The sequence below is a fragment of the Marmoricola sp. RAF53 genome, from assembly GCF_052114005.1.
Classification (GTDB): domain Bacteria; phylum Actinomycetota; class Actinomycetes; order Propionibacteriales; family Nocardioidaceae; genus Marmoricola.
Genome location: NZ_JBFRDX010000009.1, coordinates 60,660 through 85,711, shown reverse-complemented (window position 1 = coordinate 85,711; position 25,052 = coordinate 60,660). Strand labels below are relative to the sequence as shown.

Sequence of the window (25,052 nt, the reverse complement as noted above, 5' to 3'; positions counted from 1 at the left end):
CCGCCTAGGTTGGGATGCATGTCGTCCTCGTCCCTGCTGATGTCCCGACGCGACCTCGACTTCCTGCTCTACGAGTGGCTGGACTGCGAGGAGCTGACCGCGCGGCCGCGGTACGCCGAGCACTCGCGGGAGACCTTCGACGCGGCGATGGACCTGGCGACGACGATCGCCACCGAGCACTTCGCGCCGCACAACAAGCTCGCCGACGCGAACGAGCCGACGTTCGACGGCGAGCGGGTGCACCTGATCCCGGAGGTCGCGGAGGCGCTGGCGGCGTACTTCGACTCCGGCCTGATCGCCGCCGGCATGGACGAGTCCGTCGGCGGCGGCCAGCTGCCGCAGGTCGTCGCCAGCGCGCTGACGACCTGGTTCCAGGCGGCCAACGTCGGCACCTCGGGCTACGCCTTCCTCACCGCGGCCAACGCCAACCTGGTGCTCGCGCACGGTTCGCCGGAGCAGGTGGAGACCTGGGTACGGCCGATGCTGGCGGGCCGCTACTTCGGCACGATGTGCCTCTCCGAGCCGGGCGCCGGGTCCTCGCTCGCCGACGTCGCCACCCGGGCCGAGCCGCGGCCGGACGGGAGCTACCGGCTCTTCGGCAACAAGATGTGGATCTCCGGCGGCGAGCACGACCTCGCCGAGAACATCGTCCACCTCGTCCTCGCCCGGGTCGCCGGTGCGCCCGCCGGCGTGAAGGGGCTGAGCCTCTTCATCGTCCCCAAGGTGCTGCCCGACGGCACCCGCAACGACGTCACCCTCGCCGGCCTCAACCACAAGATGGGCTACCGCGGCACCACGAACACGCTGCTCAACTTCGGCGAGCGCGACGGCGCCGTCGGCGACCTCATCGGCACGGAGGGCCGCGGCCTCGCCTACATGTTCCACATGATGAACGAGGCCCGGATCGGCGTCGGGCTGGGCGCGGTCGCGCTCGGCTGCACCGGCTACCTGAAGTCGCTGCAGTACGCCAAGGAGCGGGTCCAGGGACGGCTGCCGGGCTCGGCGACGCCGGTGCCGATCGTCGAGCACGCCGACGTGAAGCGGATGCTGCTGGCCCAGAAGGCCTACGTGGAAGGGGCTCTGGGCCTGCTGCTCTACTGCGCCCGGCTGGTCGACGAGGAACGCACCGCGGCCACCGCGGAGGAGCGTACGGCCGCCCACCTGCTCCTCGACGTGCTCACCCCGGTGGCGAAGAGCTGGCCCTCGCAGTGGTGCCTGGCCGCCAACGACCTCGCCATCCAGGTCCACGGCGGCTACGGCTACACCCGCGACTACGACGTCGAGCAGCACTACCGCGACAACCGGCTCAACCCGATCCACGAGGGCACCCACGGCATCCAGGCCCAGGACCTGCTCGGCCGCAAGGTCGTGATGGACGACGGCGCCGGGCTGCTCGCCCTGACCGACCTGATCCGCGGGACGATCACCCGCGCCGGCGACCACCCGTACGCCGCCGCGTACGCCGCGGATCTCGCCGCCACCCTGGACCGGGTCGTCGAGGTGACCGCCGCGCTCTGGTCGACGGGCGACCCGCGGCTCGCGCTGGCCAACGCGTCGACGTACCTGGAGGCGGTCGGCCACACGGTGATCGCCTGGGTCTGGCTGGAGCAGCTGCTCGCCGTCGGCGACCGGGAGGGCGACTTCTACGACGGGAAGCGGGCCGCGGCGGCGTACTTCTTCCGCCACGAGCTGCCCCGGACCGGTCCGCAGCTGGACCTGCTGGCATCCCTCGACCGCACCACCCTGGACACCGAGACCGGCTGGCTCTGACGAGGGCCCGGCCCGTTCAGGCCATCCGGGACAGGGTCTCCAGGCTCTCCAGCCCCGGACCGACGTGGCTGCGGAAGCGGTCGACGGCGCCGGTCAGCGCCGGGTCGTCGACCCGCTCCGGCGGGATCCGCGCCGGGTTCAGCGGCACCGTGTCGGCCCACGCCTTGATCGCGGGGTCGGAGGTGAACGAAGCGGACGCGCGGGTGCCCAGCACCTGCATCCGGGCGAAGTCCGCCGGCGTGTCCGAGTACGGCGTCGGCGGGCAGAGCCGGTTCTTCTCGGCCGGGTCGGCGACGGTCGCCTCGACGAACCCGATCAGCGCGGCGGCGAAGCACGGGTAGCCGACCCGTACCGGCTGCAGGGTGATCGTCGCCCCGTCCCAGATCGGCGTCAGCGGCGGGTAGCGCAGGCCCTCGCCGGCGCAGTGCACGACCACGGCGTCCGGGGTGGTGGTCGTGTCGCCCTCGTCGAGCACCAGCCGGCCGCGGTCGACCCGGCGCAGGTGGCCGAGCCGGACGACGTCCTCCAGCGTCCGCAGCGTGTCGAGCTCCCACTGCGCGAGCGTCGGCGCCTTCGCCATCGTCGGCGTCCGGGACCGGTCGATGCGCAGCATCACCTCCCGCTCCTCGAGCCGGAGGAAGAAGTCGTCGGGCGTCGAGGCCTCGGTGGCCGACAGCATCACGTCGGCGGCCATGTCGATGAAGACGGCCGGGTCCGGCTGAACGCGGGCCCGGTTCTGCATCCACGGCTCGCGCGGCCGCACCCAGCGGATCGCGTCCGGGTCGACCTCGTTCGCCAGCAGCCAGATGCACGCGTCGGTCGCGGTCTTGCCGGACCCGACGACGACGTACTGCGAGCTGGCGCCGCCGAGCCGGACGAGGTCGTTGACCGGGACGACCTTGGCGCCGTACCCGACCTCGAACGGGGGCGGCGCGATCGCCGGGATGACGGGGGAGAGGTAGCGCGCGTCCACCACGGCCCGGCGCACCCGCAGCTGGTGGCGCCGGCCGGAGACCCGGGACACGAACTCGCCGCCGCCGAGGTGCTCGCAGTGCGGGTGGAAGGTCACCTTCCCGGAGCCGGTCATCCGCTCCCGCAGCACCCGGGCGTAGTACGCCAGGATCTCGGGCGCGGTGGACCGCTCGGCGAGCCCGGCCTCGGGTCCGGACGTCTGGAGGCTGCCGGAGCCGAGGAGCGTCGAGGCGACGCCGTAGAAGGACGCGGCCTGGTGCAGCCGCACGAACGGGTACGCGTCGAGCCAGTGCCCGCCGACGCCGTACCGGCGGTCGACCAGGGCAACGCTGACGTCGGCGTGGTCGATGAGGGCATCGGTGAACGCCATCCCGGCGGCCCCGGCCCCCACGACCAGGTAGTCGACCTCGTCAGCCGTCACGGGACTCATGCTCGACCCGGGGATCGGGCCGGTCAAGAGCCTCGTCGTCGTCCGCGACCTCCGGCGGCGGCAGTGTGCCGGGCTCGTGGCTGCCGCGCAGCCACGCGCCGACGACGCCGCGGTCCTTCACCACGACCGCACCCAGGACGCCGGCGACGAGCAGTACCCACGCGATCGCGTACAACCAGGCCAGGTAGGTGAAGGCGACGCCGATCGAGCCGTAGCGGCTCGCGCTCGTCTCCAGGGCCTGCGGCAGGAACACCCCGGAGGCCGGCCGGATGAACGCCATCGCCGTCGCGTAGATGAGCGCGCCCGGTGTCAGGTGCCGGACGCTGAGCACGCCCGCCATCAGGATCCACGGCACGGCGATCGCGACCGTGACGTCGCAGGCGAAGGCGACCACGACCTCCCAGAAGTGGCCCGGTGGGATGTCGCCGGCCAACCGCACGACCTCCCGTACGACGACCAGCGAGGTCGCCAGGCCGAGCACGACCGCGACCCAGCGCCAGGCCGAGCCGAGCTTGCTCTTGGGCCGTGGCAGCTCCCAGATCGCGGCCCAGGCCCGGGTCATCGCCCGGGAGAGGCTGGTCGCCGAGACCAGCACGATGAAGGTGCCGACCAGGCCGAAGGTGGCGTTCGTCGGCGACTCCAGCGCCTGGGCGACGGCAGCCTCGCTGGCACCGGGGAGAGCGCTCTGGCCGGCGATCTGGCTGACGTCGGGGTGCACCCAGGAGGCCACCGCGATCAGGATCGGGAAGACCGAGGTGAACAGCTGCGCGGCGATCGTCATCGACCGGTCGAAGAGCTCGATCCGGACGCAGGACTTCGCGGTGCCGATGGCGATCCGGCCCGGCCACCGGTCGAGCAGCGCCCAGGCGACGCGCGACAACGGGCCGGGCAGCCGGGCAAGGGTCGCCTCGACGCCGCGCATGAACATGTCGGCGGCCGCGTCGTTCCCCTCGCCGTCCGGACGCGTGTCGCTCACGCGTCAACGGTAGTGCCCGGGGCGCCCTTTCCCGGGCGGTTCGGCGGTCGGTGTCGCAGGCTCACCCGATTCGTACGACGGCCCGGCCGACCGAGCGCCGATACCGTCAGGCATGGCTACCGCACATGCGCCGTCGCCGGGTCCGGCTGCCGGCGGCGCGGACGGCAAGCGGCTGCTCCGCCTGATCGGGATCGGGGCACTGATCGGCCTCCCCGCGGCGGCGGTCTCCGTGGCCCTGCTCGGGATCGTCCACGAGGTCGAGCACTGGCTCTGGCACGACCTGCCGGACGACCTCGGGTACGACGACGCACCGTGGTTCTTCGTGCTCGGCCTCCCGGTCGTCGGTGCGGTGATCGTGCTGCTGGCCCGGATGCTCCCGGGCGACGGCGGCCACGACCCGTCCGAGGGCCTGGTCATGGAGCCGATGCCGTTCAAGGACATCCCCGGGGTCGCCCTGGCGGCGGTCGGCACCCTCGCCTTCGGGGCGGTGCTCGGACCCGAGGGTCCGCTGGTCGCGCTCGGCTCCGCGGTCGCGGTGTTCTTCGCCGGGCTGTTCCGGCGCGGCGAGCAGGAGACCAAGGTCCTGGCGACGGCCGGCTCGGCGTCGGCGATCTCCGCCCTCTTCGGCGGCCCGCTGCCCGCGGGCGCGTTGCTCACCGAGGCGAGCGCCGCCATGGGGCTGGGGGCGATGCAGACCGTCGTCCTGCTGCCCGCGTTCGTCTCGGCCGCGATCGGCTACATGATCTTCGTCGGTGTCGGCAGCTGGAGCGGGGTCGACACCTTCGAGCTCTCGGTCCCGGGTCTGCCGCTCTACGACAACGCCCAGGTCGGCGACATGCTCGTCGCCGTCGTCGTCGGGATCGTCGCCTCGGTGGTCCTGGTGCTCATCCGCACCAGCGCGACCCGGTTCGTCCGTGGTGGTCGCCGGGGCCTGTCGAAGCCGGTGCTGCTCCTCGGCGGGGGGCTCCTGGTCGGGCTCATCGCCCTGGCCGCGGACGGCCTCGGCGCGTCCTCGCAGGACGTGTTCTTCTCCGGGCAGGCCGCTCTCCCCACCCTCACCACCGAGACCTCGGTGAAGATCCTCCTGGTCCTGCTGGTGGCCAAGGCGGTCGCGTACCTGATCTGCCTGTCCTGCGGCTTCCGCGGCGGTGCCATCTTCCCGGCGATCTTCGTCGCGATCGCGATCGCGCAGTTCGCGGTGATCTGGTTCGACGTCTCGCCGACGCTGGCCGTCACCGTCGGCACCGCGGTCGGCATGGTCGCCAGCACCCGGCTCGTGCTGGCCGGGATCCTGATGGCAGCGCTGCTGGGCGGTTCGGCGGGCCTCGAGGCGGTACCGGCAGCGGTGATCGGCGCGGTCGCCGCCTGGCTCACCGCCACCTTCCTGATGGCCCGGCTGGCCCCCGCGGCACCCGTGTCGCCACCCGCAGCACCTCCCGCGGACGCACCCGCCGGCTGAGAGCCGCACCGGTTTCGCTGCTCTCCCTCCGGGTACCGCGAACCCGAGGAGAGGAGTCGTCATGCCGCAGGGTCAGTGGAGCAAGAAGCGCGAGCGCCAGTACGAGCACATCAAGGAAGGTCTCGAGGAGCGCGGTCGCAGCGAGGACGTCGCCGAGGAGATCGCGGCTCGGACCGTCAACAAGGAACGCGCCCGCCACGGCGAGGCGAAGGAGAGCAGCCGGACGTCGACCGAGGACATCTCCTCGGGCCGCCGCGGTGGCCTGCGCTCGCACAAGGGATCGGGCGGGCGCACCCGCGACCAGCTGTACGCCGAGGCGCGCAAGAAGAACATCCGCGGACGCTCGTCCATGACCAAGGCCGAGCTCGAGAAGGCCGTCGGACGCTGACTCGCCTACGTCCCCGGGCGTGCCTCACATCTGCGCGAGCTCGCGCTTGAGCACCTTCCCGGTCGGGTTGCGGGGCAGCTCGTCGAGGAAGTGCACGTCGCGCGGGACCTTGTAGCGGGCCAGGTTGTCCCGGACGAAGTCGCGGACGTCGTCCTCGCTGACCGTCGCGCCCTCGGCCACGACCAGGAAGGCGCGCAGCCGCTGGCCGAAGGCCTCGTCCTCGGCGCCGAGCACCGCCACGTCGACGACGCCGTCGAGGGTGAGCAGCAGTTCCTCGACCTCGCGCGGGAAGACGTTCTCGCCGCCGGAGACGATCATCTCGTCGTCGCGGCCGTCGATGTAGAGCCGGCCCTCGCGGTCGAAGTGGCCGACGTCGCCGGTGGCCATCAGGCCGTCGACGACGTCCTTGCCGCCGCCCCCGGTGTAGCCCTCGAACGGCGAGGTGGTGCCGACGAAGATCCGGCCGGTCTCGCCCTGGGGCAGGTCCCGGCCCTGGTCGTCGAGGATCCGGATCCGTACGCCGAGCGCCGGGCGACCCACGGAGGTCGGCGCGGTGCGGACGTCGTCCGGGGTGGTGATCGTCGCGACCGACACCTCGGTCGACCCGTACAGGTTGTAGACGACGTCGCCGAGCAGCTCGGTCAGGTGCGCCGAGACGGCGGCGGGCAGCTGGGAGCCGGCCGTGAACGCGCACTTCAGCGAGCTCAGGTCGTAGCCGAGCACCTCCTCGTCACCGAGCTCGAGGATGCGCTGGAGCATCACCGGGACGACGCAGATGGTGGAGGCGCGCTGGTCCTGGATGTCGGTGAGCATCTGGCGCGGGTCGAACTTCGGGCGCAGGACCAGCCGCGAGCCCAGCGAGATCGTGATCAGCGCGAGCAGCAGCCCGGTGCCGTGGAACAGTGGAGGTCCCATCACGGTGGTCTCGCACGACCGCATCGGCAGCCGCTCGAGGACGGCGCCGGGGATGGTGAACCCCTTCGGGTCCGAGCGCGGCGCGCCCTTCGGGGTGCCGGTGGTGCCGCTGGTGAGCAGCACGATCCGGCCCGGCTTCTCGGGTGCCGGCGGCAGCTCGGGGGAGCCGGTGGCGATGAGCTCGTCGAGCGCGTCCGGTCCGGGCCCGACGACGGTGGGGTACTTGCCGAACTTCGGCGCGACCTCGGCGACGGTCTCGGTGAACTCCTCGTCGTGGACGAGCAGGTCGACGCCCTCGCGCTCGCAGACCTCGCGGGCCTGGCGAGGGGAGAAGGAGGTGTTCAGCCAGAGGCTGCGCAGGCCGGCCCGGGAGGCGGCGAACCCGACGATCAGCGGCGCGCGGTGGTTGCGGCAGAGGATGCCGACGCCGTCGCCCGGCCGGAGGCCCTGGGCGAGCAGCGCGTGCGCGAGCCGGTTGATCTGCTCGTCCATCGCGGCGTAGGTGAGGTCGCCGCGGTCGTCGGTGATCGCCAGCTGCTGGGGATGCCGGATCGCGGCCAGGTTGACCGCGGCGCCGAACGGCCCGAAGGAGGAGAGCGACTTCAGGGTCGCCGCGACCTTGCGCGGTGACTGGACCCCGACCGCGCCGGCGCGGGCGAGAACGGTCAGGGCGCGGGCCTCCAGGCCGGCGCGGGCGACGAGAGGTGCTCCGGGCAGCGAGCTCAGGTTCGGCATGGTTCTCCTCGGGAGGGAAGGAAGTCCCAGTAGGTGCAGCGGGCAGGCTACTGCCGATCCGGCGGCCGGGGGAGGGCGTCCATTTCCGGGGCCGGGACGCCGGTGCTGGTTGACTGACCCCATGTCGGAGATCCCCGAGGAGCTCTGGGGCAACCCCGAGTCGTTGCTCGCCCGCGGTGCGGTGAAGTTCGCCTCCACCAAGGTCGGGTCCTGGACGGTGCGCACACTGATGCCGCTGGACCGCAAGCTGCTGATCCGCACGAACGGGCGCCGCACGCTGCTCGGCCCGGTCGGCGCGCCGACGATGCTGCTGGAGACGGTCGGTCGCAAGAGCGGCCAGGTCCGGGTCAGCCCGCTGCTGTTCGCCCGCGACGGCGGCACGATCGTCGTGGTGGGCTCGAACTTCGGCCAGCAGCACCACCCGGCGTGGACCGGCAACCTGCTCGCCGAGCCCCGTGCGGTGGCGGTGGTCCGCGGCCGGCGGATCGACGTGGTCGCGGAGCCGCTCTCCGGCGACGAGGCGGAGGCGGCGTACCGGCGGATGATCGAGGTCGCCGCCGCGTACTCGGCCTACCGGGGCCGCACCGACCGGGACATCCGGGTCTTCCGGCTCACGCCTGTGAACTGAATCTCTTCTTAGGTAAGGCGCGCCTAACTCCATGTTAAGGTCCCCTGCATGGGCAAGGCACTCAAGCTTCCGAAGACGAAGTGCTGCGTGAAGACGACACGCTGCGATCGCTGCCCCATCCGGATGCTCAAGGACGGCGACCTGCCGTCCGGATACGGTGTGCACAAGCGCGAGCTCGTCCGGGTCGACCTGACCGGGAAGCCGCTGACCAAGAAGACGCCGAAGAAGGCCCGTCCGAAGGTCAAGGTCAAGGTCGGCAAGAAGATCACCAAGTCCGAGCTCGCGACCGCCGTACGCATCGACAAGAAGACGCTGAAGAAGTCGGGCAAGAAGAAGTCTCTGGCTGCCTGACCCGACCGGGGAGGACCCGCCTTGACCGCCACCCGCTTTGCCGAGCAGCTGAACCAGCAGATCGGCAACGAGTTCGCCGCCCACCAGCAGTACATCGCGTGCGCGATCCACTACGACGCGCTCACGATGCCTCAGCTGGCGGCCTTCTTCTACGGGCAGGCGCTCGAGGAGCGCGACCACGCGATGATGATGGTCCAGTTCCTGCTCGACACCGACTGCGAGGTGAGCATCCCCGGCGTCGAGGCCCCGGAGACCTCCTTCACCGACATCGTCGCGCCGGTCGAGCTCGCCCTGGCCCAGGAGCGCCGGGTCACCGAGCAGATCTTCGCCCTGACCCGGACCGCCCGCGAGGACAACGACTTCGCCGCCGAGCAGTTCATGCAGTGGTTCATCAAGGAGCAGGTCGAGGAGGTCGCGACCATGAACGACCTGCTCACCGTCGTGACCCGCGCGAAGGACGACGTCAACGCGATCGAGGAGTACATGCGCCGCGAGCAGGGCGCCGAGGGCGCCGACCCGACCGCTCCGCCCATCGCCGGGGCCGGGGTCTAGCAACCGTTGAATCCAGCCCGGTGGTCGGTCGAGCCGGGCTCAGTGGTGGTGCGCGAAGACCTCGTCGTGCACCCGGCGTGACTCGGCCTGGTCGAGCCAGACCATCGCGTACGTCGCACCACCGTCGGTGAAGCCGTCGGCCGCCCACCGGGCGACGATGTCGAGGTCGTCGTTGCCGACGGCCACTTCGCGGGTCTCCTCGCCGAGCCGGGTCAGCACGACGGCGTACTCCTGAGGCGTCGCCCACCGTCGCCACCACAGCACGCCGCCGAGCTGCGCCGCCATGAAGTCGGTCTCGACGAGCACGTAGCCGCACGCCTGCGCGTCGTGCTCCAGCCGGGCCGCACGGTCGCGGACCGGGTCGAGGCGCGGATCGGGGACGGCGTCGCCGAACGAGGGACTCCAGGGCACCTGGCCATCATCCCGGACTCGAGTGACCGGGAGGTCGGATTCAACCGGGATCAGATCCAGCTCTTGAACCAGATCCGCTGCAGCCACTCGGTCTGGGTGAGCAGGCCGTCGGTCCAGATCGGCCAGAACCAGGCGAAGTTCGCGATGATCACGACCACGATGCCGCCGGCGACGGCCGCTCCGATCCTCCGCCGCTGGGTGCCGGGGGCGGCGCGGCCGAGGATCTCGCCGAGGAGCAGGGTCGCTCCCAGGATCAGGAACGGCTCGATCACGATCGCGTAGTAGCTGAAGATTGGGCGGTCGTCGAACCGCAGCCAGGGCAGCCAGGTGCTGAGCGCGCCGACCACGACGATGCCGTAGCGCCAGTCCCGCTTGCCGATCCAGGCGATCGCCGACCACGCCAGCGCCAGCGTCGAGAACCACCACAGCGCCGGGGTCCCGAGCAGCAGCACCTGACGCAGACAGGTCTCGGACCCGGTCGCGGTGCAACCCTGTGCGCCCGGGGCGATGTCGAGCTGCGCGTCGACGCCGACCGGACGGTTCAGGATCGGCCAGCCGAGCGGGTTCGACTGGTAGACGTGCGTCGCGTCGTTCAGGCCGTGGGTGTGGAACGCCCACACGTCCTGGTGGTAGTGCCACAGCGAGCGCAGCGACTGGACGAGCTCGGGGAAGAACCCGTGCGCGTCGTGCTTCAGATAGCTGCCCCAGTAGGGGCCGTACTGGGTGTGCGAGAGGTGCTGCTCGTAGACGTCGGCGTGCATCAGCCAGCCGGTCCAGCTCGCCAGGTAGATCAGCACCGGCAGCAGCACCACGTAGCCCAGCGCCGGCAGCGCGTCCGCGACCGCTGCCCGCGGCAGCGACCAGCGGACCCCGAACGAGCGCCGGGCACCCGCGCTCCAGAACCAGAAGAGCAGCCCGAACGCCGCCAGCGGGTAGAGCGAGGACCACTTCGTGCCGAGCGCCAGGCCCCACCAGACGCCGCTGGCCAGCAGCCACGGCCGCCAGAGCACCCGCGGACCCCAGCCCGACAGGGTGCCGTCGTCGGCGGCCGAGCGCGCCAGCCGGGCGCGGAACCAGTCCCGGTCGGCCACCAGGCAGGTGACCGCGCCGAGCACGAAGGTCGCCTGGAAGATGTCCAGCAGCGCCAGCCGGGAGAGCACGAGCTGCAGGCCGTCGAAGGTCATCAGCAGACCGGCGGTGAGGCCGAGCAGCGTCGAGCCGGTGACCCGGCGGGTCAGCCGGATCATCAGCAGCACCATCAGCGACCCGGCGAGCGCCGGCACCACCCGCCAGCCGAACGGCGTCATCCCGGCGACCAGCTCGCCCAGCCCGATCAAGTACTTCCCGACTTCCGGGTGCACGACCATGCTCGGGTCGCCGGTCTTCCAGAGACCGTCCAGGTTGCCGGCCAGGATCTTCGTGTTCGCGTTGTCGACGTAATTGGTGACGTAGCCGTGGTGGACCAGCGACCACGCGTCCTTGGCGTAGTAGGTCTCGTCGAAGAGGAACGCCTTCGGCCGGTCCAGCTTCCACAGCCGCAGGAACGCGGCCAGGAACGCGACGCCGAGGCTGGCGGCCCAGCTGATCACCGGATCGGGGTCCCAGGCGCGCGGCCGGGCGCGCTCGACCGCGGTCGGGACCACCTCGCCCGACGCGGTGCGGGAGAGCGTCTCGCGCGTCTCCAGGGTTGCCGTCACGACGGTCACCCTACGAGGACCGTGGCTGCCCGCCTGACATGATCGGCCGCATGACGGGCGACCTTCCGACCAGCGGCACCCTCGTGCTCGCCGGTACGCCGATCGGCCGGGTCGAGGACGCGCCGCCGCGGCTCGCCGCCGAGCTGGCCGGCGCCGACGTGGTCGCCGCCGAGGACACCCGCCGGCTCAAGCGGCTGACCTCCGACCTGGGTATCGAGCTGCGCGGCCGGGTGGTCTCCTACTTCGAGGGCAACGAGCAGGCGCGGACCCCGCAGCTCCTGGAGGCTCTGCTGGCCGGCGAGCGGGTCGTACTGGTCACCGACGCCGGCATGCCGAGCGTCTCGGACCCCGGCTACCGGCTTGTCGCCGCCGCCGTCGAGCACGACGTCCCCGTGACGTCCGTGCCCGGCCCGTCGGCGGTTCTCACCGCGCTCGCTGTCAGCGGCCTGCCGGTGGACCGGTTCTGCTTCGAGGGCTTCCTGCCGCGCAAGCCCGGCGAGCGGTCCCGCCGGCTCGCCGCGCTCGCCGACGAGGAGCGGACCCTCGTCTTCTTCGAGGCGCCGCACCGGACCGAGGCCGCCCTGCGCGCCCTGGCGGAGGCGTTCGGCGACGACCGGCGCGGGGCCGTCTGCCGCGAGCTCACCAAGACCCACGAGGAAGTCCGCCGCGGCGGGCTCGGCGCGCTCGCCGACTGGGCCGCCGAGGGCGTCCGCGGCGAGGTGACGATCGTCGTGGAGGGCGCCCCGGAGGCCGGACCGGTCACCGACCCTGCCGTCCTCGTCGCGCTGGTGGCGCAGAGCGAGGCGACCGGGCTGCGGCGCAAGGACGCGATCGCCGAGGTCGCCAAGCGGGCCGGCGTACCGAAGCGGGTCGTCTACGACCTGGTGCACAAGGGAGGACCGCAGGATGGCTAGGTCGGCGCGCCGCGAGGGGGAGCGACCGGAGCTGCCGGAGCCGCTGCCGCACCCCGTCGTCGACAACCACTGCCACCTCGACATCGCCCCGGGGGCCGGCGAGGACGAGCCGGAGGCGCCCACGCCGATGCCGGTCGCCGAGGCGCTGGCGCTGTCCGCGTCGGTCGGGGTGCCGCGGATCGTGCAGATCGGCTGCGACCTGCCCGGAGCACGCTGGGCCGTCGAGGTCGCCGAGGAGTACGACGCCGTCGTCGCCGGGGTGGCGCTGCACCCGAACGAGGCGCCCCGGCTCGACGCCGAGGGCCGCCTCGACGAGGCGCTCGCCGAGATCGCCGAGCTCGCCTCCCACCCGCTGGTCCGCGCGGTCGGGGAGACCGGCCTGGACACTTTCCGCACCGGCCCGGAGGGCGCGGCGGCGCAGGAGCGCTCGTTCCGCCGGCACATCGAGCTGGCCCACGAGCTCGACCGGACGCTGGTGATCCACGACCGCGACGCGCACGACGACGTGCTCCGGGTCCTCGACGAGGTGGGGCCGCCGCCGCGCTGGGTGATGCACTGCTTCTCCGGCGACTCGACCTTCGCGGCGGCGTGCCTGGAGCGGGGCGCCTACCTCTCCTTCGCCGGCACGGTCACGTTCAAGAACGCGGACCGGCTGCGCGCGGCGCTGCAGGTCACGCCTGCCGATCGGGTGCTGGTCGAGACCGATGCGCCGTACCTGACGCCGACGCCGTACCGGGGACGCCCGAACGCGTCGTACCTGGTGCCGTTGACGGTCCGGGCGATGGCGGAGGTGCGCGGCGACGACCTGGCCGGACTCTGCCGGGCGATCGACGCCAACACCGATCGTGCGTTCGGGGGCCCCTGGGGCGGGTGAGGCAGGTGGGACGCTGTCCGATTTGCCCGAGTGCTTGCTGGAGTGCTTGCAAGGCGTCGTGTGACCCAGGTCACGAAAGCGGTCAAACCAGCGTGACTTGACCCACCTCCCCCGCGTGTCGGGGTGCTAGCAGTTTGGTCATCGGCTGCAAGCACTGGCATGGTCGATGGCTGTTGGCCGGGAGCGGAATCAGTACAACTCGGACATCGCACAGCTTCACGGGGGCGGCTCCCACCGCCCCACGCGATGCCCGCCGTGGCCCGGAGACTGCGAACATCGGAGAACCGTGCGCGCCCTGCTCACGCACCTCAGCAGCAGCAAGACCTGGCAGATCGGCCTCGTGGCCACGATCGCCGTCGCCGTCGGCGCCACCACCGTGGGCTACGCCGCGGCCACCCAGGAGGTCACCCTGTCGGTCGACGGGAAGACCCGGACCGTGCGCACCTTCGGTGACGACGTCCGCGGCGTCCTCGCCAGCGAAGGCCTCCACCTCGGCTCCCGCGACGTCGTCGTCCCGTCCCTCGACTCCGAGGTGACCGACGGCAGTCGCGTCACCGTCCGGTACAGCCGTCCCCTCGCCGTCGCCGTCGACGGCGTGCAGAAGACCTACTGGACCACCGCGACGAAGGTCGACACCGCGCTCGACCAGCTCGGCCTCCGGTACGCCGGCGCCGACATCTCCACCAGCCGTGGCGCGTCCATCGACCGCCAGGGCATGAGCCTCGACATCACCACGGCGAAGACCTTCGTCGTGAAGCTCGGCAAGGCCCGCGCCCGCTCCCTGGTCGCCGCGGCCCCCGATGTCCGCAGCCTCCTCGAGGACCTCGGCGCCGGCTACGACGCCGACGACATCGTCACGCCGGCGCTGGACCAGCCGCTCCAGCGCGGCGACAAGGTCACCTTGATCCGGGTCCGCACGGAGCGCAAGCACGTCGCCCACGAGAAGGTCGCCGCCCCGGTGACCGAGCAGTCCGACGCCTCGATGTACGCCGGCGAGCGCTCGGTCGTGAAGGCCGGCAAGGACGGCGTCCGTGACGTCACCTACCGCGTCGTCTACCGCAACGGCCGCGAGTTCAAGCGCGTCGTCGTCGCCCAGAAGGTGCTCACCGCCCCCGTCGCCACCGTCGTGAAGGTCGGCACCAAGACCGTCCCCGACGGCAGCGTGTGGGACCGGATCGCGCAGTGCGAGTCTGGCGGCAACTGGCACATCAACACCGGCAACGGCTACTACGGCGGCCTGCAGTTCAACATCGGCACGTGGCAGGCCAACGGCGGCGTCGGCCGTCCCGACCAGGCCTCCCGCGAGCAGCAGATCGCCGTCGCCGAGCGCGTGCGCGCCAAGAGCGGCGGCTACGGCGCCTGGCCGCACTGCGGCAAGCTCGCCTGAGTCGCCAGGGGTTTCGAGACGGGCCTGACGGCCCTCCTCAACCACCGGTCGTCAGGAGCGGACTCCTCAACCACCGGTGGTCGAGGAGTCGGCCCTCCTCAACCACCGGTGGTCGAGGAGCCGGCGCACCTCAAGCACCGGTGGTTGAGGAGCGCGCGCAGCGCGCGTCTCGAAACCCCTTACGCTTTCTCCGTGACCGACAGCCGTTCCTCCCAGCCTTCGCTGCTGGGGGCGGCGGAGATCCGTGCGCTGGCCGCGAAGCTCGACCTGCGTCCCACCAAGCAGCGCGGGCAGAACTTCGTGATCGACGGCAACACGGTGCGCCGGATCGTCGCGGACTCGAAGATCACCGCGGCCGACGTCGTGGTCGAGGTCGGGCCCGGACTCGGTTCGCTCACCCTGGCCCTGCTCGGGGTGGCGCGGCGGGTGATCGCCCTGGAGATCGACCCGCTGCTCGCCGGTGAGCTGCCGTCCACGATCGCCGCGCACGCCCCGGACCAGGTCGGCAACTTCGAGGTCGTCCTCGTCGACGCGCTCCGGGTGACCGAGATCCCCGGTCCGGAGCCGACCGCGCTGGTTGCGAACCTGCCGTACAACGTCTCGGTCCCGGTGCTGCTGCACCTGCTGGCGCTGCTGCCCTCGCTGGAACGCGGGCTGGTGATGGTGCAGTCCGAGGTCGCCGACCGGCTCGCCGCCACCCCCGGCTCCAAGGTGTACGGCGTCCCGTCGGTCAAGGCCGCCTGGTACGCCGACGTACGCCGGGCCGGCGCGATCGGGCGCAACGTCTTCTGGCCGGCTCCCAACGTCGACTCGGGCCTGGTGGCCTGGGAGCGCCGCGAGCCACCCGCGACGAGCGCGACCCGCGAGCAGGTCTTCACTGTCGTGGACGCCGCCTTCGCCCACCGCCGCAAGGCGCTGCGACCGGCGCTGCGCGACCTCGCCGGTTCCGCCGCGGCCGCCGAGGCCGCGCTCGCACACGCCGGGATCGACCCGATGACCCGCGGCGAGCAGCTCGAGATCACCGCGTTCGCGCGGATCGCCGAGGGGATCGACTGGACGCAGGCGAAGGAGGGACGAGGATGACGGTCACCGTCCGCGCCCCCGCGAAGATCAACCTCCACCTCGGCGTCGGCGCCGTCCGCGAGGACGGCTTCCACCCGCTCGACACCGTTTACCAGGCCGTCAGCCTGTACGACGACGTCAGCGTGTCCGACTCCGCGGTCTGGAGCGTCGAGGTCGAGCCGGTGGGTGACGTCGACGTGGCCGGCGTCCCGCTGGACGAGAGCAACATCGCGATCCGTGCGGGTCGGCTGCTCGCCGAGCACCACGGCGTCGCGCGCCGGGCCCGGATCTCGATCGCCAAGGGGATCCCGGTCGCCGGCGGGATGGCCGGGGGGAGTGCCGACGCGGCCGCCACCCTGGTCGCGCTGGACCGGCTCTGGGACCTGCAGACCTCCGACGACGACCTGCTCGGGCTCGCCGCGGAGCTCGGCAGCGACGTCCCGTTCGCGCTGATCGGCGGCACCGCACGGGGTACCGGCCGCGGCGAGCTGGTCGATCCCGTCGAGGACGTCGGCACCTGGTGGTGGGTCGTCGTACCGGACGCCGACGGTCTGGCCACGCTGTCGGTCTACCGCGCGTTCGACGAGCTGGCCGGAAGCGACGTGGGTCCGACCCCGGCCGCCCCCGACCTGCTGCTCGCGGCGCTCGCGGTCGCCGACCAGGACGCCTTCGCGGCCGCGCTGCGCAACGACCTGGCCGCCCCGGCGCTGATGCTCCGTCCGGACCTGCGGGCGACCGCGACCGACGTCGTGGCCGCCGGAGCGCGAACTGCCCTGCTCTCCGGCTCGGGACCGACGTTCCTGGGGCTGGCGGCGGACCAGGAGCAGGCGCTGCGGGTGCGCGGGACTCTGATCGACGACGGCCACCGGGCCCTGGTCGCGACCGGCCCGGTCGCCGGTGCGCACGTGGTGAGGTACGCATGAGAGTGCAGGCGAGCAACCTGGTCAACCTGGAGAAGGTGACCAAGTCCTACGGCATCCGGATCCTGCTCGACGAAGTCAGTCTCGGCGTGGGCGCAGGGGAGCGGATCGGCGTCGTCGGCCGCAACGGCGACGGCAAGACGACGCTGCTCAACCTGATCGCCGGCACCGAGGAGCCCGACGGCGGCCGGGTCTCCCGTTCCCGCGGCCTGCACCTCGGCTACCTCGACCAGCGCGATCTGCTCGACGACAGCCACACCGTGCGCGAGGTGGTCCTCGGCGGCAAGGCCGACCACGAGTGGGCCGCGGACGCGACCACCCGCGAGGTCGTCGAGGTGCTGCTCGCCGGGGTGACTCTGGACAGGGCGGTGCACGGGCTGTCCGGCGGCGAGCGGCGGCGATGCTCGCTGGCCCGGCTCCTGCTGGAGCCGGACGACCTGCTGATCCTCGACGAGCCGACCAACCACCTCGACGTGGAGGCGGTGGCGTGGCTGGCCGCGCACCTGGTCAAGCGGAGCTCGGCGCTGGTGGTCGTCACCCACGACCGCTGGTTCCTCGACGCCGTCTGCGAGACCACCTGGGAGGTCCACGACGGCGTCGTCGACTCCTACGACGGCGGGTACGCCGCGTTCGTGCTCGCGAAGGCCGAACGCCAGCGGCAGGCGGCCGCCTCCGAGAGCCGGCGCCAGAACCTGATGCGCAAGGAGCTGGCCTGGCTGCGCCGCGGCGCGCCCGCGCGCACCTCGAAGCCGAAGTTCCGGATCGACGCCGCCAACGAGCTGATCGCCGACGAGCCGCCGCCGCGCGACCGGATCGCGCTGGAGCGGTTCGCCGTGCAGCGCCTCGGCAAGGACGTCGTCGACCTCGAGGACGTCGACCTGGTCCGCGGTGACCGGACGCTGCTCAAGCACGCGACCTGGCGGCTCGGCCCGGGCGACCGAGTCGGGATCGTCGGCGTCAACGGCGCGGGCAAGACCTCCGTGATGAACCTGGTCTCGGGCGCGCTGCAGCCGACCGTCGGCCGGGTCAAGCACGGACGGACCATCGCGCTGCAGCACCTCACCCAGGACGTGACGCCCGAGGAGCCGACGGCGCGGGTGCTCGACACCATCGAGGGCATCCGCCGGGTGACCCGGACCGCGGGCGGCCAGGACGTCTCGGCCACCTCGATGCTGGAGCGCTTCGGCTTCACCGGCGACCGGCTCACGGCTCGTCTCGGCGACCTCTCCGGCGGCGAGCGGCGGCGGTTCCAGCTGCTCAAGCTGCTGCTGGCGGAACCGAACGTGCTGCTGCTCGACGAGCCGACCAACGACCTCGACATTGAGACCCTCAACGTCCTGGAGGACTTCCTCGACGGCTGGCCGGGGACACTGGTCGTGGTCTCCCACGACCGGTACTTCCTGGAACGGGTCACCGACAGCATCTGGGCGCTGATGGGCGACGGTTCGATCGGGATGCTGCCGGGCGGGGTCGACGAGTACCTGGCCAGGCGGGCCGCCTCGCTGGTTGAGGAGGTTGCGCAGCAACCGTCTCGAAACCAGGTCGGCGAGGGTTTCGAGACGGGCGCTGCGCGCCCTCCTCAACCCCCGGCTCGGGCGCGGGTCGGCGGCGCCGAGGAGCGCGCTGCCCGGAAGACGGTCGCGCGGATCGACAAGCAGCTCCAGCGGCTCGGCGTACGGGAGGCCGAGCTGAACGCGGCGATGGCGGCCGCGGCGGACGACTACGCGGAGATGGGCCGGATCGCCGAGGAGCTGCGGGCGCTGGCCGAGGAGAAGGACGAGCTCGAGCTGGAGTGGCTGGAAGCGGCTACTGTGCTGGAGTGATCTCGTCGGACCAGGCACTCGCCTTCGCGCTCGCGGCGTTCGTCATCATCGTGATCCCCGGACCCAGTGTGGTCTTCGTGATCGGCCGCGCGCTGTCCTACGGGCGCCCGGTCGCGCTGGCCTCGGTGGCCGGGAACACCCTCGGACTCGTCACGATCGTCGCGCTGGTCGCGCTCGGCCTCGGCGCGGTGGTGCAGGAGTCCATCCTCGTCTTCACCGTGCTCAAGCTCGCGGGGGCGGCGTACCTGGTGTGGCTGGGGGTGGAGGCGTTCCGGCACCGCAAGGACTTCCTGGTCCCGGCCGGGACGGACCTGGGACGGGCCCCGATGACAGTCGGCCGGGCGATCCGGCAGGGCTACGTCGTCGGCGCGTCCAACCCGAAGGGCTACATCATGCTGGCCGCGGTGCTGCCCCAGTTCGTCGACCGCGGTGAGGGCCAGGCGCCGCTGCAGATGCTCGTGCTCGGCCTGATGGCGACCTTGATCGGGCTGGTCTCGGACAGCACCTGGGCCCTGGTCGCGAGCCAGCTGCGCACCTGGTTCAACCGGTCGCCGCGACGGGGCGAGGCGATGGGCGCCGTCGGTGGCGCCTCGATGATCGGGCTCGGCGTTGCCGTGGCGGTCGTGGGCGACCGCTGAGCAGTCACCTGAGTGGGCGCATCAGTCGCTTGAGCAGACCGGTGAGCTGGCCGCGCTCGCTGGCGGAGAGCTCGGCGAGCAGCTCGCGCTCGCTGGCGATCAGGCTCTCGAACGCCGCGTCGACGGTCCGCTTGCCCGCGGTGGTGAGGCCGACCAGGACGCCGCGGCGGTCGTGCGGGTCGGGGGAGCGCTCGACGAGCCCGCGCTCGGAGAGCCGGTCGATCCGGTTCGTCATGGTGCCGCTGGTGACCATCGTCTCGCGGAGCAGCTGGCCGGGGCTGAGCCGGTACGGCGTACCGGTGCGGCGGAGCGCGGCGAGCACGTCGAACTCGTAGGGCTCGATCTCCTGCGCCGTGAACGCCTCGCGGCGGGCGAGGTCGAGGAGGCGGGCGAGCCGGCTGATCCGGCTGAACACCTCGACCGGCGCGAGGTCGAGGTCCGCGCGCTCGCGGTTCCACGCCTCGACGAGCTCGTCGACCTCGTCGGCGCCGGTCTCGACGGCCCCGCTGCTGGGCTGCTCCGCTGCCATGCCCGGCATCTTAGACAGAAAGATTCTTGACATCGAGAGAAAGGCCGGAGGAAAGTGTCTTGATGTCAAGAGAGTTGGAGGAATGATGAGCCCCGACTGGGACCCCGACCGCTACCTCACGTACGCCGACGAACGCGGCCGCCCGTTCGTCGAGCTGCTCGCCCGCGTCGACGCCGACCCCGCCACGGTCCGCACCGTCGTCGACCTCGGCTGCGGACCCGGCAACCTCACCCTCCTGCTCGCGAAACGCTGGCCCGGCGCCGAGGTCCGCGGCCTCGACTCCAGCCCGGCCATGATCGAGCGCGCCCGCGTCGACGCTGAGTCCGGGGCGCCTGGGATCGCCTTCGAGGTAGGCGACCTCGCCACCTGGGAACCCGAGCAGCCCGTCGACGTGCTCGTCTCCAACGCCACCCTGCAGTGGGTCCCCGGGCACCTCGCGCTCCTGCCGCGGCTGGTCGGCGCCGTCCGGCCCGGCGGCTGGTTCGCGTTCCAGGTGCCCGGCAACTTCGACGCCCCCAGCCACCGGATCACCCACGCCCTCGGCGCCGAACCGCCCTACGCCGAGCTCGCGGCCGACGCCGAGTGGCCGGAGGCGTTCGACGCGGCCACCTACCTGCGGGCGCTCACCGACCTCGGCTGCACGGTCGACGCCTGGGAGACGACCTACCTGCACGTGCTGACCGGGGAGGACCCGGTGTTCACCTGGATCAGCGCCACCGGCGCCCGGCCGACGCTGCAGGCGCTCGAACCCGCGCCGGACCTGCGGGCGTCGTACGAGGAGGAGCTGAAGCGCCGGCTGCGTGCCGCGTACCCGGCGACCGGCCATGGCGTCGTGATGCCGTTCCGGCGGGTCTTCGTCGTCGCCCGGGTCACTGCTGAGGGGGACGGATCTGGGTGATCCGGGCCAGGATCGGAGCATGATCGACCACTTCGGGATCAACTGCGCGGACCTGGACGCGTCCGGGACGTTCTACGACACCGTGCTCGGCACCCTCGGGCACAAGCGGCTCCTCGACTTCGGGGTGGCCATCGGCTACGGCACCGACAAGCCGGACTTCTGGATCTCCCGCTTCGACGAGATGGGCCCGAACCGCGAGGTGCACATCGCCTTCAGCGCGCCCGACGCCGCGAGCGTCCGGGCGTTCTACGACGCCGCGACGAGCCTGGGGGCGGAGTCCCTCCACGAGCCGCGGCACTGGCCGGAGTACCACGACCACTACTACGGCGCCTTCGTCCGCGACCCGGACGGCAACAACGTCGAGGCGGTCTGCCACGCCGTCCCGCCGGAGGACTGAGCGCGGGCCTACGACTACCAGAGACGATTCCGACGTAGCCACACGATCGTCGCGACGAACGTCAGCAACCAGATCACAGGTGCGAGCAGGATCAACGCCTCCATGAGTGCCTCACACCTGTTCGACGGCCCGGGCGTCCGTCTCATCACGCAAGCAGGGCGGGTTCTTTTGTCGGTTGCGAGAACCGCACCGCACCGGGAGCATCGATGAGATGCACGTCGTCCTCCTTCCCGGTGCCGGCGGCGCGGGCTGGTTCTGGCACCGCGTCGTGCCGCTGCTCGAGGATGCGGGCCACACCGCGGTCGCGGTGGACCTGCCGGCGGACGACGAGAGCGCCGGGCTGCCGGAGTACCTGGCGATCGCCCACGCCGCCTGCGCGTACGCCGAGGACGTGCTGGTCGTCGGCCAGTCGCTCGGCGGATTCACCGCGGCGCTGCTCGCCGACCACCTCGTCCGCGCCGGGACGCCTCCGCGCGGGCTCGTCCTGGTCAACGCGATGGTGCCGCTGCCCGGGGAGACGCCGGGGGAGTGGTGGGAGGCCGTCGGCTGGGCCGAGGCGCGCGTCGCGGGCGCCCGGGCCGGTGGCTGGACCGAGGAGTTCGACATGGACGCGTACTTCTTCCACGACGTGGACCCCGCGGTGATCGCGGCCGGGGAGTCCGCGCAGCACGAGGAGGCCGAGGCGGTCTTCGTCTCCCCGTGCCACATCGCGGCCTGGCCGGACGTGCCGACGACCGTGATCGCCGGCGCCGACGACCGGTTCTTCCCGCTCGCCCTGCAGCAGCGGGTCGCCCGCGAACGCCTCGGCGTCGAGCCGGTGGTCGTCCCGGGCGGACACCTGGCCGCGCTCTCCCGGCCCGGCGAGCTGGCCGCGGCGCTGCTCGCGCTCAGTCGCTGATCCGGCGAGCGCCGCCGTCGGCGTCGGACTCGGTGGCGAGCCAGGTCTTGGTGAGGTGCTGGTCGGCCCATGCCGGCCAGCGGACGCGTCCGACCGGGACGCCGAAGGTCAGCTGGGCAAGGATCTGGGGTCCCGACCGGGCGGTGTTGTCGTAGAAGGTCGTGGTGTCCGCGCGCAGCGCGGCAGTGCGCACCAGCGGCCAGAGCCGACGGTGACGTTCGCGGATCTTGTGCTCCGGGACCGCGTGCCCGCCGGCGCTGACCCGGTGCGCGACGCGCGCCACGCTGAGATCCTCGGGAACCATGACGACGTGCAGGAAGACCGTGTAGCCCTCGAGCTGGGCGGCGGCGATCACGTCGAGCTTGGAAGGGTGTGAGAACACCGTCTCGGCAATGAACGATCCGCCTGCCTTGATCATCGCCACGCGGGTCGCGGCGGCGATCTGGGCCGCCTCGTAGGCATGTTCGGCCTGGGCTTGCGGCCAGCGCTGGGCCGCGATCACGTCCGCGTTGACGAACGGGATGCCGGCCGGCAGTGCCCGGGAAAGGGTCTTTCCGACGAAGGTCGACTTGCCGGCGCCGTTCGGGCCGATCACGAGGTCGAGGCGGCGCATCAGCGAACGGCGCCCGCGTCTCCATCGGCCAGCACGCTGCTCGACCCGTCCGGGCGGTACTGGACCAGGTTTCCGCTCTCGTCGAGGGCCACCGTCGTGATGCCCTCGGCCGCGAGCTCCTCGCCGTAGTGGGTGGCGGCGAGAAGCTCTTCGACAGAGGCCGAAACCTCAGCGTTGAAGGTGACGGCCTCGTTCGCATCCAGATCTGCCAGCGGCACGCGACCTGCCAGCGCTTCCTCGACACGGTTCCGAGACGCCGACGTGGCGGCGGTGACCGCCTTGCCGACGCGGGCCCAGTGGTCGAGCTGCTGGGTCGCGGAGCGGGACTGGCGGCGGCCTTCGGCGGCCGCGTCGGCGAACAGGGCAGCGTCGAACCGGGTGACCTTGTCGGGAGCCTTGGCCATCTCGTCCCCTATCTGTTGCAGAATGCTACAAGGGTAGCAGTCTGCAACGTCAGGTCGGCCGCCGGGACTGGGACGAGGTCGCGCTCAGTCGCTGATCCGCAGCCCGGGCTTCTGCTCCAGCCCGGCGAGGCCGTTCCAGGCCAGGTTCACCAGGTGGGCGGCGACGACCTCCTTGGCCGGCTTCCGCGCGTCCAGCCACCACTGCCCGGTGGTGCCGACCATGCCGACGAGCATCTGGGAGTACATCGGTGCGGCCTTCGCATCGAAGCCACGGCGCTTGAACTCGTCGACGAGGATGCCTTCGACGCGGGTCGCGATGTCGCCGATGATCGACACGTACGACCCCGAGGCGGAGCCGAGCGGGGTGTCGCGGACCAGGATCCGGAAGCCGTCCGAGGACTGCTCGATGTAGTCGAGCAGCGCGACCGCCGCCTGCTCCAGCAGGATCCGGGACGACCCGCCGGTGAGCGCGGTGCGCATCTTCTCCAGCAGGTGCCGGACCTCGCGGTCCACGACCACCGCGTAGAGGCCCTCCTTGCCGCCGAAGTGCTCGTAGACGACCGGCTTGGAGACCTCCGCGCGCGCGGCGATCTCCTCGACCGACGCGCCGTCGAAGCCACGCTCGGCGAACACCGGGCGGGCGATCTCGATGAGCTGCTCGCGGCGCTCGGCCGCAGTCATCCGGTGGCGGGTGGGCTTCTTCGTACGGTCGTCGCGGGCGGGCACCCCGCCATCCTGCCAGCGCGGTCGTGCCGGCGTACGGACCTAGTGTCGCTTCATGACCGATCTCAAGGCAGAGCTGCACCAGAAGCTGACGATCACCCGCGGCGTCATGGTCGCCAAGCTCGACGGCCTCAGCGAGTACGACGCCCGCCGGCCGATCACCGCGACCGGCACCAACCTGCTCGGCCTGGTCAAGCACCTGGTCGGCTGCGAGGAGGTCTACCTCGGTACCGCGTTCGACCGCCCGCCACCGTTCGCGCCGCTGCCGTGGGTCGAGGACGAGTCGGTCTGGGAGAACGCCGACATGTGGGTCCGGCCGGAGGAGTCGCGGGAGTACGTCCTGGATCTCTACGACCAGGCCTGCCGGCACGGCGACGCCACCATCGAGGCGCTCGACCTCGACTCGCCGGGGTCGGTGCCGCACTGGCCCGAGGAGCGCCGCGCGACGACGCTCGGCGTGCTGCTGGTCCGGATGGTCGACGAGACGGCCCACCACGCCGGGCACGCCGACATCTGCCGTGAGCTCATCGACGGCAGCGGGCAGGCCGACGCGGGGGAGATCGGCGACGCGGCGTACTGGCGGGACCACGTCGCGCGGATCCAGGCGGCCGCGGACGTGTTCAAGCCGCCCGCTGGTTGAGGAGGGCCGGCACGGCCCGTCTCGAAACCTAGGCCAGCTTCGCCTGCACCCGCTCGGCCACGGGCCAGCGGACGTCGTCGACCCAGCCCGCCTTCTCCAGCATCCAGATCAGCCGGGCGGAGGTGTCCACCTGGCCGCGGAGGACGCCGTGCCGGGCGCAGGTCGGGTCGGCGTGGTGCAGGTTGTGCCAGGACTCGCCCATCGACGGGACCGCGAGCCACCAGACGTTCGCGGACTTGTCGCGGGAGACGAACGGGCGGTCGCCGATGGTGTGGCAGATCGAGTTGATCGACCAGGTCACGTGGTGCAGCAGCGCGACCCGGACCAGCGAGCCCCAGAAGAACGCCGTCAGCGCGCCCTGCCAGGACCAGGTGAGGAGCCCGCCGAGCACGGCCGGCAGGAGCAGCGAGATCAGCACGAAGGCCCAGAAGTTGCGGGAGATCCGGACCAGGTCGCGGTCCTTGAGCAGGTCCGGCGCGTACTTGCGCTGCGGGGTCTGCTCCTCGTCGAAGAGCCACATCATGTGCGCGTGCCAGAAGCCCTTCGAGAGCGCGCGCAGGCTGGTGCCGTACTTCCACGGGCTGTGCGGGTCGCCGTCGCGGTCGGAGAACTTGTGGTGCTTCCGGTGGTCGGCGACCCAGCGGATCAACGGGCCCTGGATGGCCATCGATCCGGCGATGGCGAGGGTGTTCTTCACGAACCGGTTCGGCTTGAACGACTTGTGGGTGAAGAGCCGGTGGAAGCCGACGGTGATGCCGTGCCCGGTAAACCAGTACATCGCGCCGGCGATCAGCAGGTCGGTCCAGCCGAGCCACCCGCCCCAGGCGACCGGGATCGCGGCCAGCAGGGCGAGGAAGGGCACGGCGATGAAGATGCCGAGGGCGACCTGCTCCCGCAGGGACTGGGTGTCGCCACCCATGGTCGCGTGGACGACGGGCTCGTCCAGGACGGGGGACGTGGTCATGCAGGTTCCTTCGGGCGGGTCGTGCGAGGCTACGAAACCGTAACCTACGCGACCGTACCCAATCGGCCGAGACCGGAAACGCCC

General features: G+C 71.9%; 27 protein-coding genes. 17 read left to right on the top strand and 10 right to left on the bottom strand.

Features of this window, described 5'->3' with window-relative positions; all coding sequences use genetic code 11:
* The first annotated feature begins 18 nt into the window (after positions 1-18).
* Entirely contained in the window at positions 19-1,770 is a 1,752-nt protein-coding gene (locus AB4Y76_RS10465; protein WP_441924895.1) for an acyl-CoA dehydrogenase, read from the top strand.
* Positions 1,771-1,786: 16 nt separating this feature from the next.
* Here the strand turns inward: AB4Y76_RS10465 and AB4Y76_RS10460 are convergent, their stop codons facing one another.
* Both AB4Y76_RS10460 and AB4Y76_RS10455 read right to left on the bottom strand, forming a co-directional pair.
* Positions 1,787-3,163, bottom strand: coding sequence for an NAD(P)-binding protein (locus AB4Y76_RS10460; protein ID WP_441924893.1), 1,377 nt, complete (start codon positions 3,161-3,163; stop codon positions 1,787-1,789).
* A complete protein-coding gene (locus tag AB4Y76_RS10455) occupies positions 3,153-4,148 on the bottom strand; it encodes a YhjD/YihY/BrkB family envelope integrity protein (protein WP_441924891.1) in 996 nt (331 codons plus the stop codon). Before AB4Y76_RS10455 ends, AB4Y76_RS10460 begins: the two co-directional genes overlap by 11 nt.
* Before the next feature lie 112 nt (positions 4,149-4,260).
* Here AB4Y76_RS10455 and AB4Y76_RS10450 point away from each other — a divergent pair, with 112 nt between their 5' ends.
* Both AB4Y76_RS10450 and AB4Y76_RS10445 read left to right on the top strand, forming a co-directional pair.
* Positions 4,261-5,607 (top strand): chloride channel protein, encoded by a 1,347-nt coding sequence (locus tag AB4Y76_RS10450; protein ID WP_441924889.1) that lies wholly within the window; start codon positions 4,261-4,263, stop codon positions 5,605-5,607.
* A gap of 61 nt (positions 5,608-5,668) precedes the next feature.
* A complete protein-coding gene (locus tag AB4Y76_RS10445; protein ID WP_441924887.1) occupies positions 5,669-5,995 on the top strand; it encodes a plasmid stabilization protein in 327 nt (108 codons plus the stop codon).
* A 24-nt stretch (positions 5,996-6,019) separates the two neighbouring features.
* Here the strand turns inward: AB4Y76_RS10445 and AB4Y76_RS10440 are convergent, their stop codons facing one another.
* The gene (locus tag AB4Y76_RS10440) at positions 6,020-7,645 is read right to left on the bottom strand and encodes an AMP-binding protein (RefSeq protein ID WP_441924885.1); all 1,626 of its coding nucleotides are present in this window, start codon (positions 7,643-7,645) and stop codon (positions 6,020-6,022) included.
* 121 nt (positions 7,646-7,766) lie between these two features.
* Here AB4Y76_RS10440 and AB4Y76_RS10435 point away from each other — a divergent pair, with 121 nt between their 5' ends.
* The 3 genes from AB4Y76_RS10435 to AB4Y76_RS10425 are packed head-to-tail and all read left to right on the top strand — an operon-like array spanning position 7,767 to position 9,176.
* Positions 7,767-8,273, top strand: coding sequence for a nitroreductase family deazaflavin-dependent oxidoreductase (locus AB4Y76_RS10435; protein ID WP_441924883.1), 507 nt, complete (start codon positions 7,767-7,769; stop codon positions 8,271-8,273).
* A 48-nt stretch (positions 8,274-8,321) separates the two neighbouring features.
* Complete coding sequence (locus tag AB4Y76_RS10430) at positions 8,322-8,624, top strand: hypothetical protein (protein WP_441924881.1); 303 nt, start codon at positions 8,322-8,324, stop codon at positions 8,622-8,624.
* Positions 8,625-8,645: 21 nt separating this feature from the next.
* On the top strand, positions 8,646-9,176 hold the full coding sequence (locus AB4Y76_RS10425) for a ferritin (protein WP_441924879.1): 531 nt from the start codon (positions 8,646-8,648) through the stop codon (positions 9,174-9,176).
* A gap of 39 nt (positions 9,177-9,215) precedes the next feature.
* Here AB4Y76_RS10425 and AB4Y76_RS10420 read toward each other — a convergent pair whose 3' ends face one another.
* Together AB4Y76_RS10420 and AB4Y76_RS10415 are read right to left on the bottom strand one after the other, a co-directional pair.
* Positions 9,216-9,587: a hypothetical protein gene (locus AB4Y76_RS10420; protein ID WP_441924877.1), complete on the bottom strand. Its 372-nt coding sequence runs from the start codon at positions 9,585-9,587 to the stop codon at positions 9,216-9,218.
* A 50-nt stretch (positions 9,588-9,637) separates the two neighbouring features.
* Positions 9,638-11,284, bottom strand: coding sequence for a dolichyl-phosphate-mannose--protein mannosyltransferase (locus tag AB4Y76_RS10415; RefSeq protein ID WP_441924875.1), 1,647 nt, complete (start codon positions 11,282-11,284; stop codon positions 9,638-9,640).
* 50 nt (positions 11,285-11,334) lie between these two features.
* On the opposite strand from AB4Y76_RS10415, the gene rsmI reads away from it, so the two are divergent.
* The 7 genes from rsmI (at position 11,335) to AB4Y76_RS10380 (ending at position 18,902) form a co-directional block, all read left to right on the top strand.
* Complete coding sequence (rsmI, locus tag AB4Y76_RS10410; RefSeq protein WP_441924873.1) at positions 11,335-12,198, top strand: 16S rRNA (cytidine(1402)-2'-O)-methyltransferase; 864 nt, start codon at positions 11,335-11,337, stop codon at positions 12,196-12,198.
* Positions 12,191-13,072, top strand: a complete 882-nt coding sequence (locus AB4Y76_RS10405) for a TatD family hydrolase (RefSeq protein ID WP_441924871.1) — start codon at positions 12,191-12,193, stop codon at positions 13,070-13,072. Before rsmI ends, AB4Y76_RS10405 begins: the two co-directional genes overlap by 8 nt.
* A gap of 286 nt (positions 13,073-13,358) precedes the next feature.
* Positions 13,359-14,459, top strand: a complete 1,101-nt coding sequence (locus tag AB4Y76_RS10400; protein WP_441924869.1) for a transglycosylase family protein — start codon at positions 13,359-13,361, stop codon at positions 14,457-14,459.
* Between the two features lie 192 nt (positions 14,460-14,651).
* Complete coding sequence (gene rsmA, locus AB4Y76_RS10395) at positions 14,652-15,542, top strand: 16S rRNA (adenine(1518)-N(6)/adenine(1519)-N(6))-dimethyltransferase RsmA (RefSeq protein ID WP_441924867.1); 891 nt, start codon at positions 14,652-14,654, stop codon at positions 15,540-15,542.
* Positions 15,539-16,444 (top strand): 4-(cytidine 5'-diphospho)-2-C-methyl-D-erythritol kinase, encoded by a 906-nt coding sequence (locus AB4Y76_RS10390; RefSeq protein ID WP_441924865.1) that lies wholly within the window; start codon positions 15,539-15,541, stop codon positions 16,442-16,444. The genes rsmA and AB4Y76_RS10390 overlap by 4 nt, the downstream gene beginning before the upstream one ends.
* Complete coding sequence (locus AB4Y76_RS10385) at positions 16,441-18,264, top strand: ABC-F family ATP-binding cassette domain-containing protein (protein ID WP_441924863.1); 1,824 nt, start codon at positions 16,441-16,443, stop codon at positions 18,262-18,264. The genes AB4Y76_RS10390 and AB4Y76_RS10385 overlap by 4 nt, the downstream gene beginning before the upstream one ends.
* Positions 18,261-18,902, top strand: a complete 642-nt coding sequence (locus AB4Y76_RS10380; protein ID WP_441924861.1) for a LysE family translocator — start codon at positions 18,261-18,263, stop codon at positions 18,900-18,902. Before AB4Y76_RS10385 ends, AB4Y76_RS10380 begins: the two co-directional genes overlap by 4 nt.
* A gap of 4 nt (positions 18,903-18,906) precedes the next feature.
* On the opposite strand, the gene AB4Y76_RS10375 is transcribed toward AB4Y76_RS10380, so the two are convergent.
* Positions 18,907-19,431: a MarR family winged helix-turn-helix transcriptional regulator gene (locus AB4Y76_RS10375; protein WP_441924859.1), complete on the bottom strand. Its 525-nt coding sequence runs from the start codon at positions 19,429-19,431 to the stop codon at positions 18,907-18,909.
* Between the two features lie 82 nt (positions 19,432-19,513).
* Here AB4Y76_RS10375 and AB4Y76_RS10370 point away from each other — a divergent pair, with 82 nt between their 5' ends.
* The 3 genes from AB4Y76_RS10370 to AB4Y76_RS10360 all read left to right on the top strand — a co-directional run bounded on the left by AB4Y76_RS10370 (position 19,514) and on the right by AB4Y76_RS10360 (position 21,624).
* Positions 19,514-20,329, top strand: a complete 816-nt coding sequence (locus AB4Y76_RS10370) for a trans-aconitate 2-methyltransferase (RefSeq protein WP_441924857.1) — start codon at positions 19,514-19,516, stop codon at positions 20,327-20,329.
* Between the two features lie 19 nt (positions 20,330-20,348).
* Positions 20,349-20,726 carry a VOC family protein gene (locus AB4Y76_RS10365; RefSeq protein WP_441924856.1) on the top strand — a complete coding sequence of 126 codons (378 nt, stop codon included), beginning with the start codon at positions 20,349-20,351 and terminating at the stop codon, positions 20,724-20,726.
* Between the two features lie 211 nt (positions 20,727-20,937).
* The gene (locus AB4Y76_RS10360; RefSeq protein ID WP_441924854.1) at positions 20,938-21,624 is read left to right on the top strand and encodes an alpha/beta fold hydrolase; all 687 of its coding nucleotides are present in this window, start codon (positions 20,938-20,940) and stop codon (positions 21,622-21,624) included.
* On the opposite strand, the gene AB4Y76_RS10355 is transcribed toward AB4Y76_RS10360, so the two are convergent.
* The 3 genes from AB4Y76_RS10355 to AB4Y76_RS10345 all read right to left on the bottom strand — a co-directional run bounded on the left by AB4Y76_RS10355 (position 21,614) and on the right by AB4Y76_RS10345 (position 23,322).
* On the bottom strand, positions 21,614-22,237 hold the full coding sequence (locus AB4Y76_RS10355) for an AAA family ATPase (RefSeq protein WP_441924852.1): 624 nt from the start codon (positions 22,235-22,237) through the stop codon (positions 21,614-21,616). The two genes, AB4Y76_RS10360 and AB4Y76_RS10355, sit on opposite strands and share 11 nt — an antisense overlap.
* On the bottom strand, positions 22,237-22,641 hold the full coding sequence (locus tag AB4Y76_RS10350; protein WP_441924850.1) for a TA system antitoxin ParD family protein: 405 nt from the start codon (positions 22,639-22,641) through the stop codon (positions 22,237-22,239). Before AB4Y76_RS10350 ends, AB4Y76_RS10355 begins: the two co-directional genes overlap by 1 nt.
* 84 nt (positions 22,642-22,725) lie before the next feature.
* Entirely contained in the window at positions 22,726-23,322 is a 597-nt protein-coding gene (locus tag AB4Y76_RS10345; protein WP_441925023.1) for a TetR family transcriptional regulator, read from the bottom strand.
* A gap of 97 nt (positions 23,323-23,419) precedes the next feature.
* Between AB4Y76_RS10345 and AB4Y76_RS10340 the strand changes: the two genes are divergently transcribed.
* Entirely contained in the window at positions 23,420-24,004 is a 585-nt protein-coding gene (locus AB4Y76_RS10340; protein WP_441924848.1) for a DinB family protein, read from the top strand.
* Positions 24,005-24,032: 28 nt separating this feature from the next.
* Here AB4Y76_RS10340 and AB4Y76_RS10335 read toward each other — a convergent pair whose 3' ends face one another.
* Positions 24,033-24,968, bottom strand: coding sequence for an acyl-CoA desaturase (locus AB4Y76_RS10335; RefSeq protein ID WP_441924846.1), 936 nt, complete (start codon positions 24,966-24,968; stop codon positions 24,033-24,035).
* Positions 24,969-25,052 lie beyond the last annotated feature (84 nt).

Bases quoted from the DNA above. Each gene is read 5' to 3' on its own strand.
- AB4Y76_RS10465 (WP_441924895.1), top strand. From the start codon at position 19: ATGTCGTCCTCGTCCCTGCTGATGTCCCGACGCGACCTCGACTTCCTG.
- AB4Y76_RS10450 (WP_441924889.1), top strand. From the start codon at position 4,261: ATGGCTACCGCACATGCGCCGTCGCCGGGTCCGGCTGCCGGCGGCGCG.
- AB4Y76_RS10445 (WP_441924887.1), top strand. From the start codon at position 5,669: ATGCCGCAGGGTCAGTGGAGCAAGAAGCGCGAGCGCCAGTACGAGCAC.
- AB4Y76_RS10440 (WP_441924885.1), bottom strand. From the start codon at position 7,645: ATGCCGAACCTGAGCTCGCTGCCCGGAGCACCTCTCGTCGCCCGCGCC.
- AB4Y76_RS10435 (WP_441924883.1), top strand. From the start codon at position 7,767: ATGTCGGAGATCCCCGAGGAGCTCTGGGGCAACCCCGAGTCGTTGCTC.
- AB4Y76_RS10430 (WP_441924881.1), top strand. From the start codon at position 8,322: ATGGGCAAGGCACTCAAGCTTCCGAAGACGAAGTGCTGCGTGAAGACG.
- rsmI (WP_441924873.1), top strand. From the start codon at position 11,335: ATGACGGGCGACCTTCCGACCAGCGGCACCCTCGTGCTCGCCGGTACG.
- AB4Y76_RS10405 (WP_441924871.1), top strand. From the start codon at position 12,191: ATGGCTAGGTCGGCGCGCCGCGAGGGGGAGCGACCGGAGCTGCCGGAG.
- AB4Y76_RS10390 (WP_441924865.1), top strand. From the start codon at position 15,539: ATGACGGTCACCGTCCGCGCCCCCGCGAAGATCAACCTCCACCTCGGC.
- AB4Y76_RS10385 (WP_441924863.1), top strand. From the start codon at position 16,441: ATGAGAGTGCAGGCGAGCAACCTGGTCAACCTGGAGAAGGTGACCAAG.
- AB4Y76_RS10375 (WP_441924859.1), bottom strand. From the start codon at position 19,431: ATGGCAGCGGAGCAGCCCAGCAGCGGGGCCGTCGAGACCGGCGCCGAC.
- AB4Y76_RS10370 (WP_441924857.1), top strand. From the start codon at position 19,514: ATGATGAGCCCCGACTGGGACCCCGACCGCTACCTCACGTACGCCGAC.
- AB4Y76_RS10365 (WP_441924856.1), top strand. From the start codon at position 20,349: ATGATCGACCACTTCGGGATCAACTGCGCGGACCTGGACGCGTCCGGG.
- AB4Y76_RS10360 (WP_441924854.1), top strand. From the start codon at position 20,938: ATGCACGTCGTCCTCCTTCCCGGTGCCGGCGGCGCGGGCTGGTTCTGG.
- AB4Y76_RS10355 (WP_441924852.1), bottom strand. From the start codon at position 22,237: ATGCGCCGCCTCGACCTCGTGATCGGCCCGAACGGCGCCGGCAAGTCG.
- AB4Y76_RS10350 (WP_441924850.1), bottom strand. From the start codon at position 22,641: ATGGCCAAGGCTCCCGACAAGGTCACCCGGTTCGACGCTGCCCTGTTC.
- AB4Y76_RS10345 (WP_441925023.1), bottom strand. From the start codon at position 23,322: ATGACTGCGGCCGAGCGCCGCGAGCAGCTCATCGAGATCGCCCGCCCG.
- AB4Y76_RS10340 (WP_441924848.1), top strand. From the start codon at position 23,420: ATGACCGATCTCAAGGCAGAGCTGCACCAGAAGCTGACGATCACCCGC.
- AB4Y76_RS10335 (WP_441924846.1), bottom strand. From the start codon at position 24,968: ATGACCACGTCCCCCGTCCTGGACGAGCCCGTCGTCCACGCGACCATG.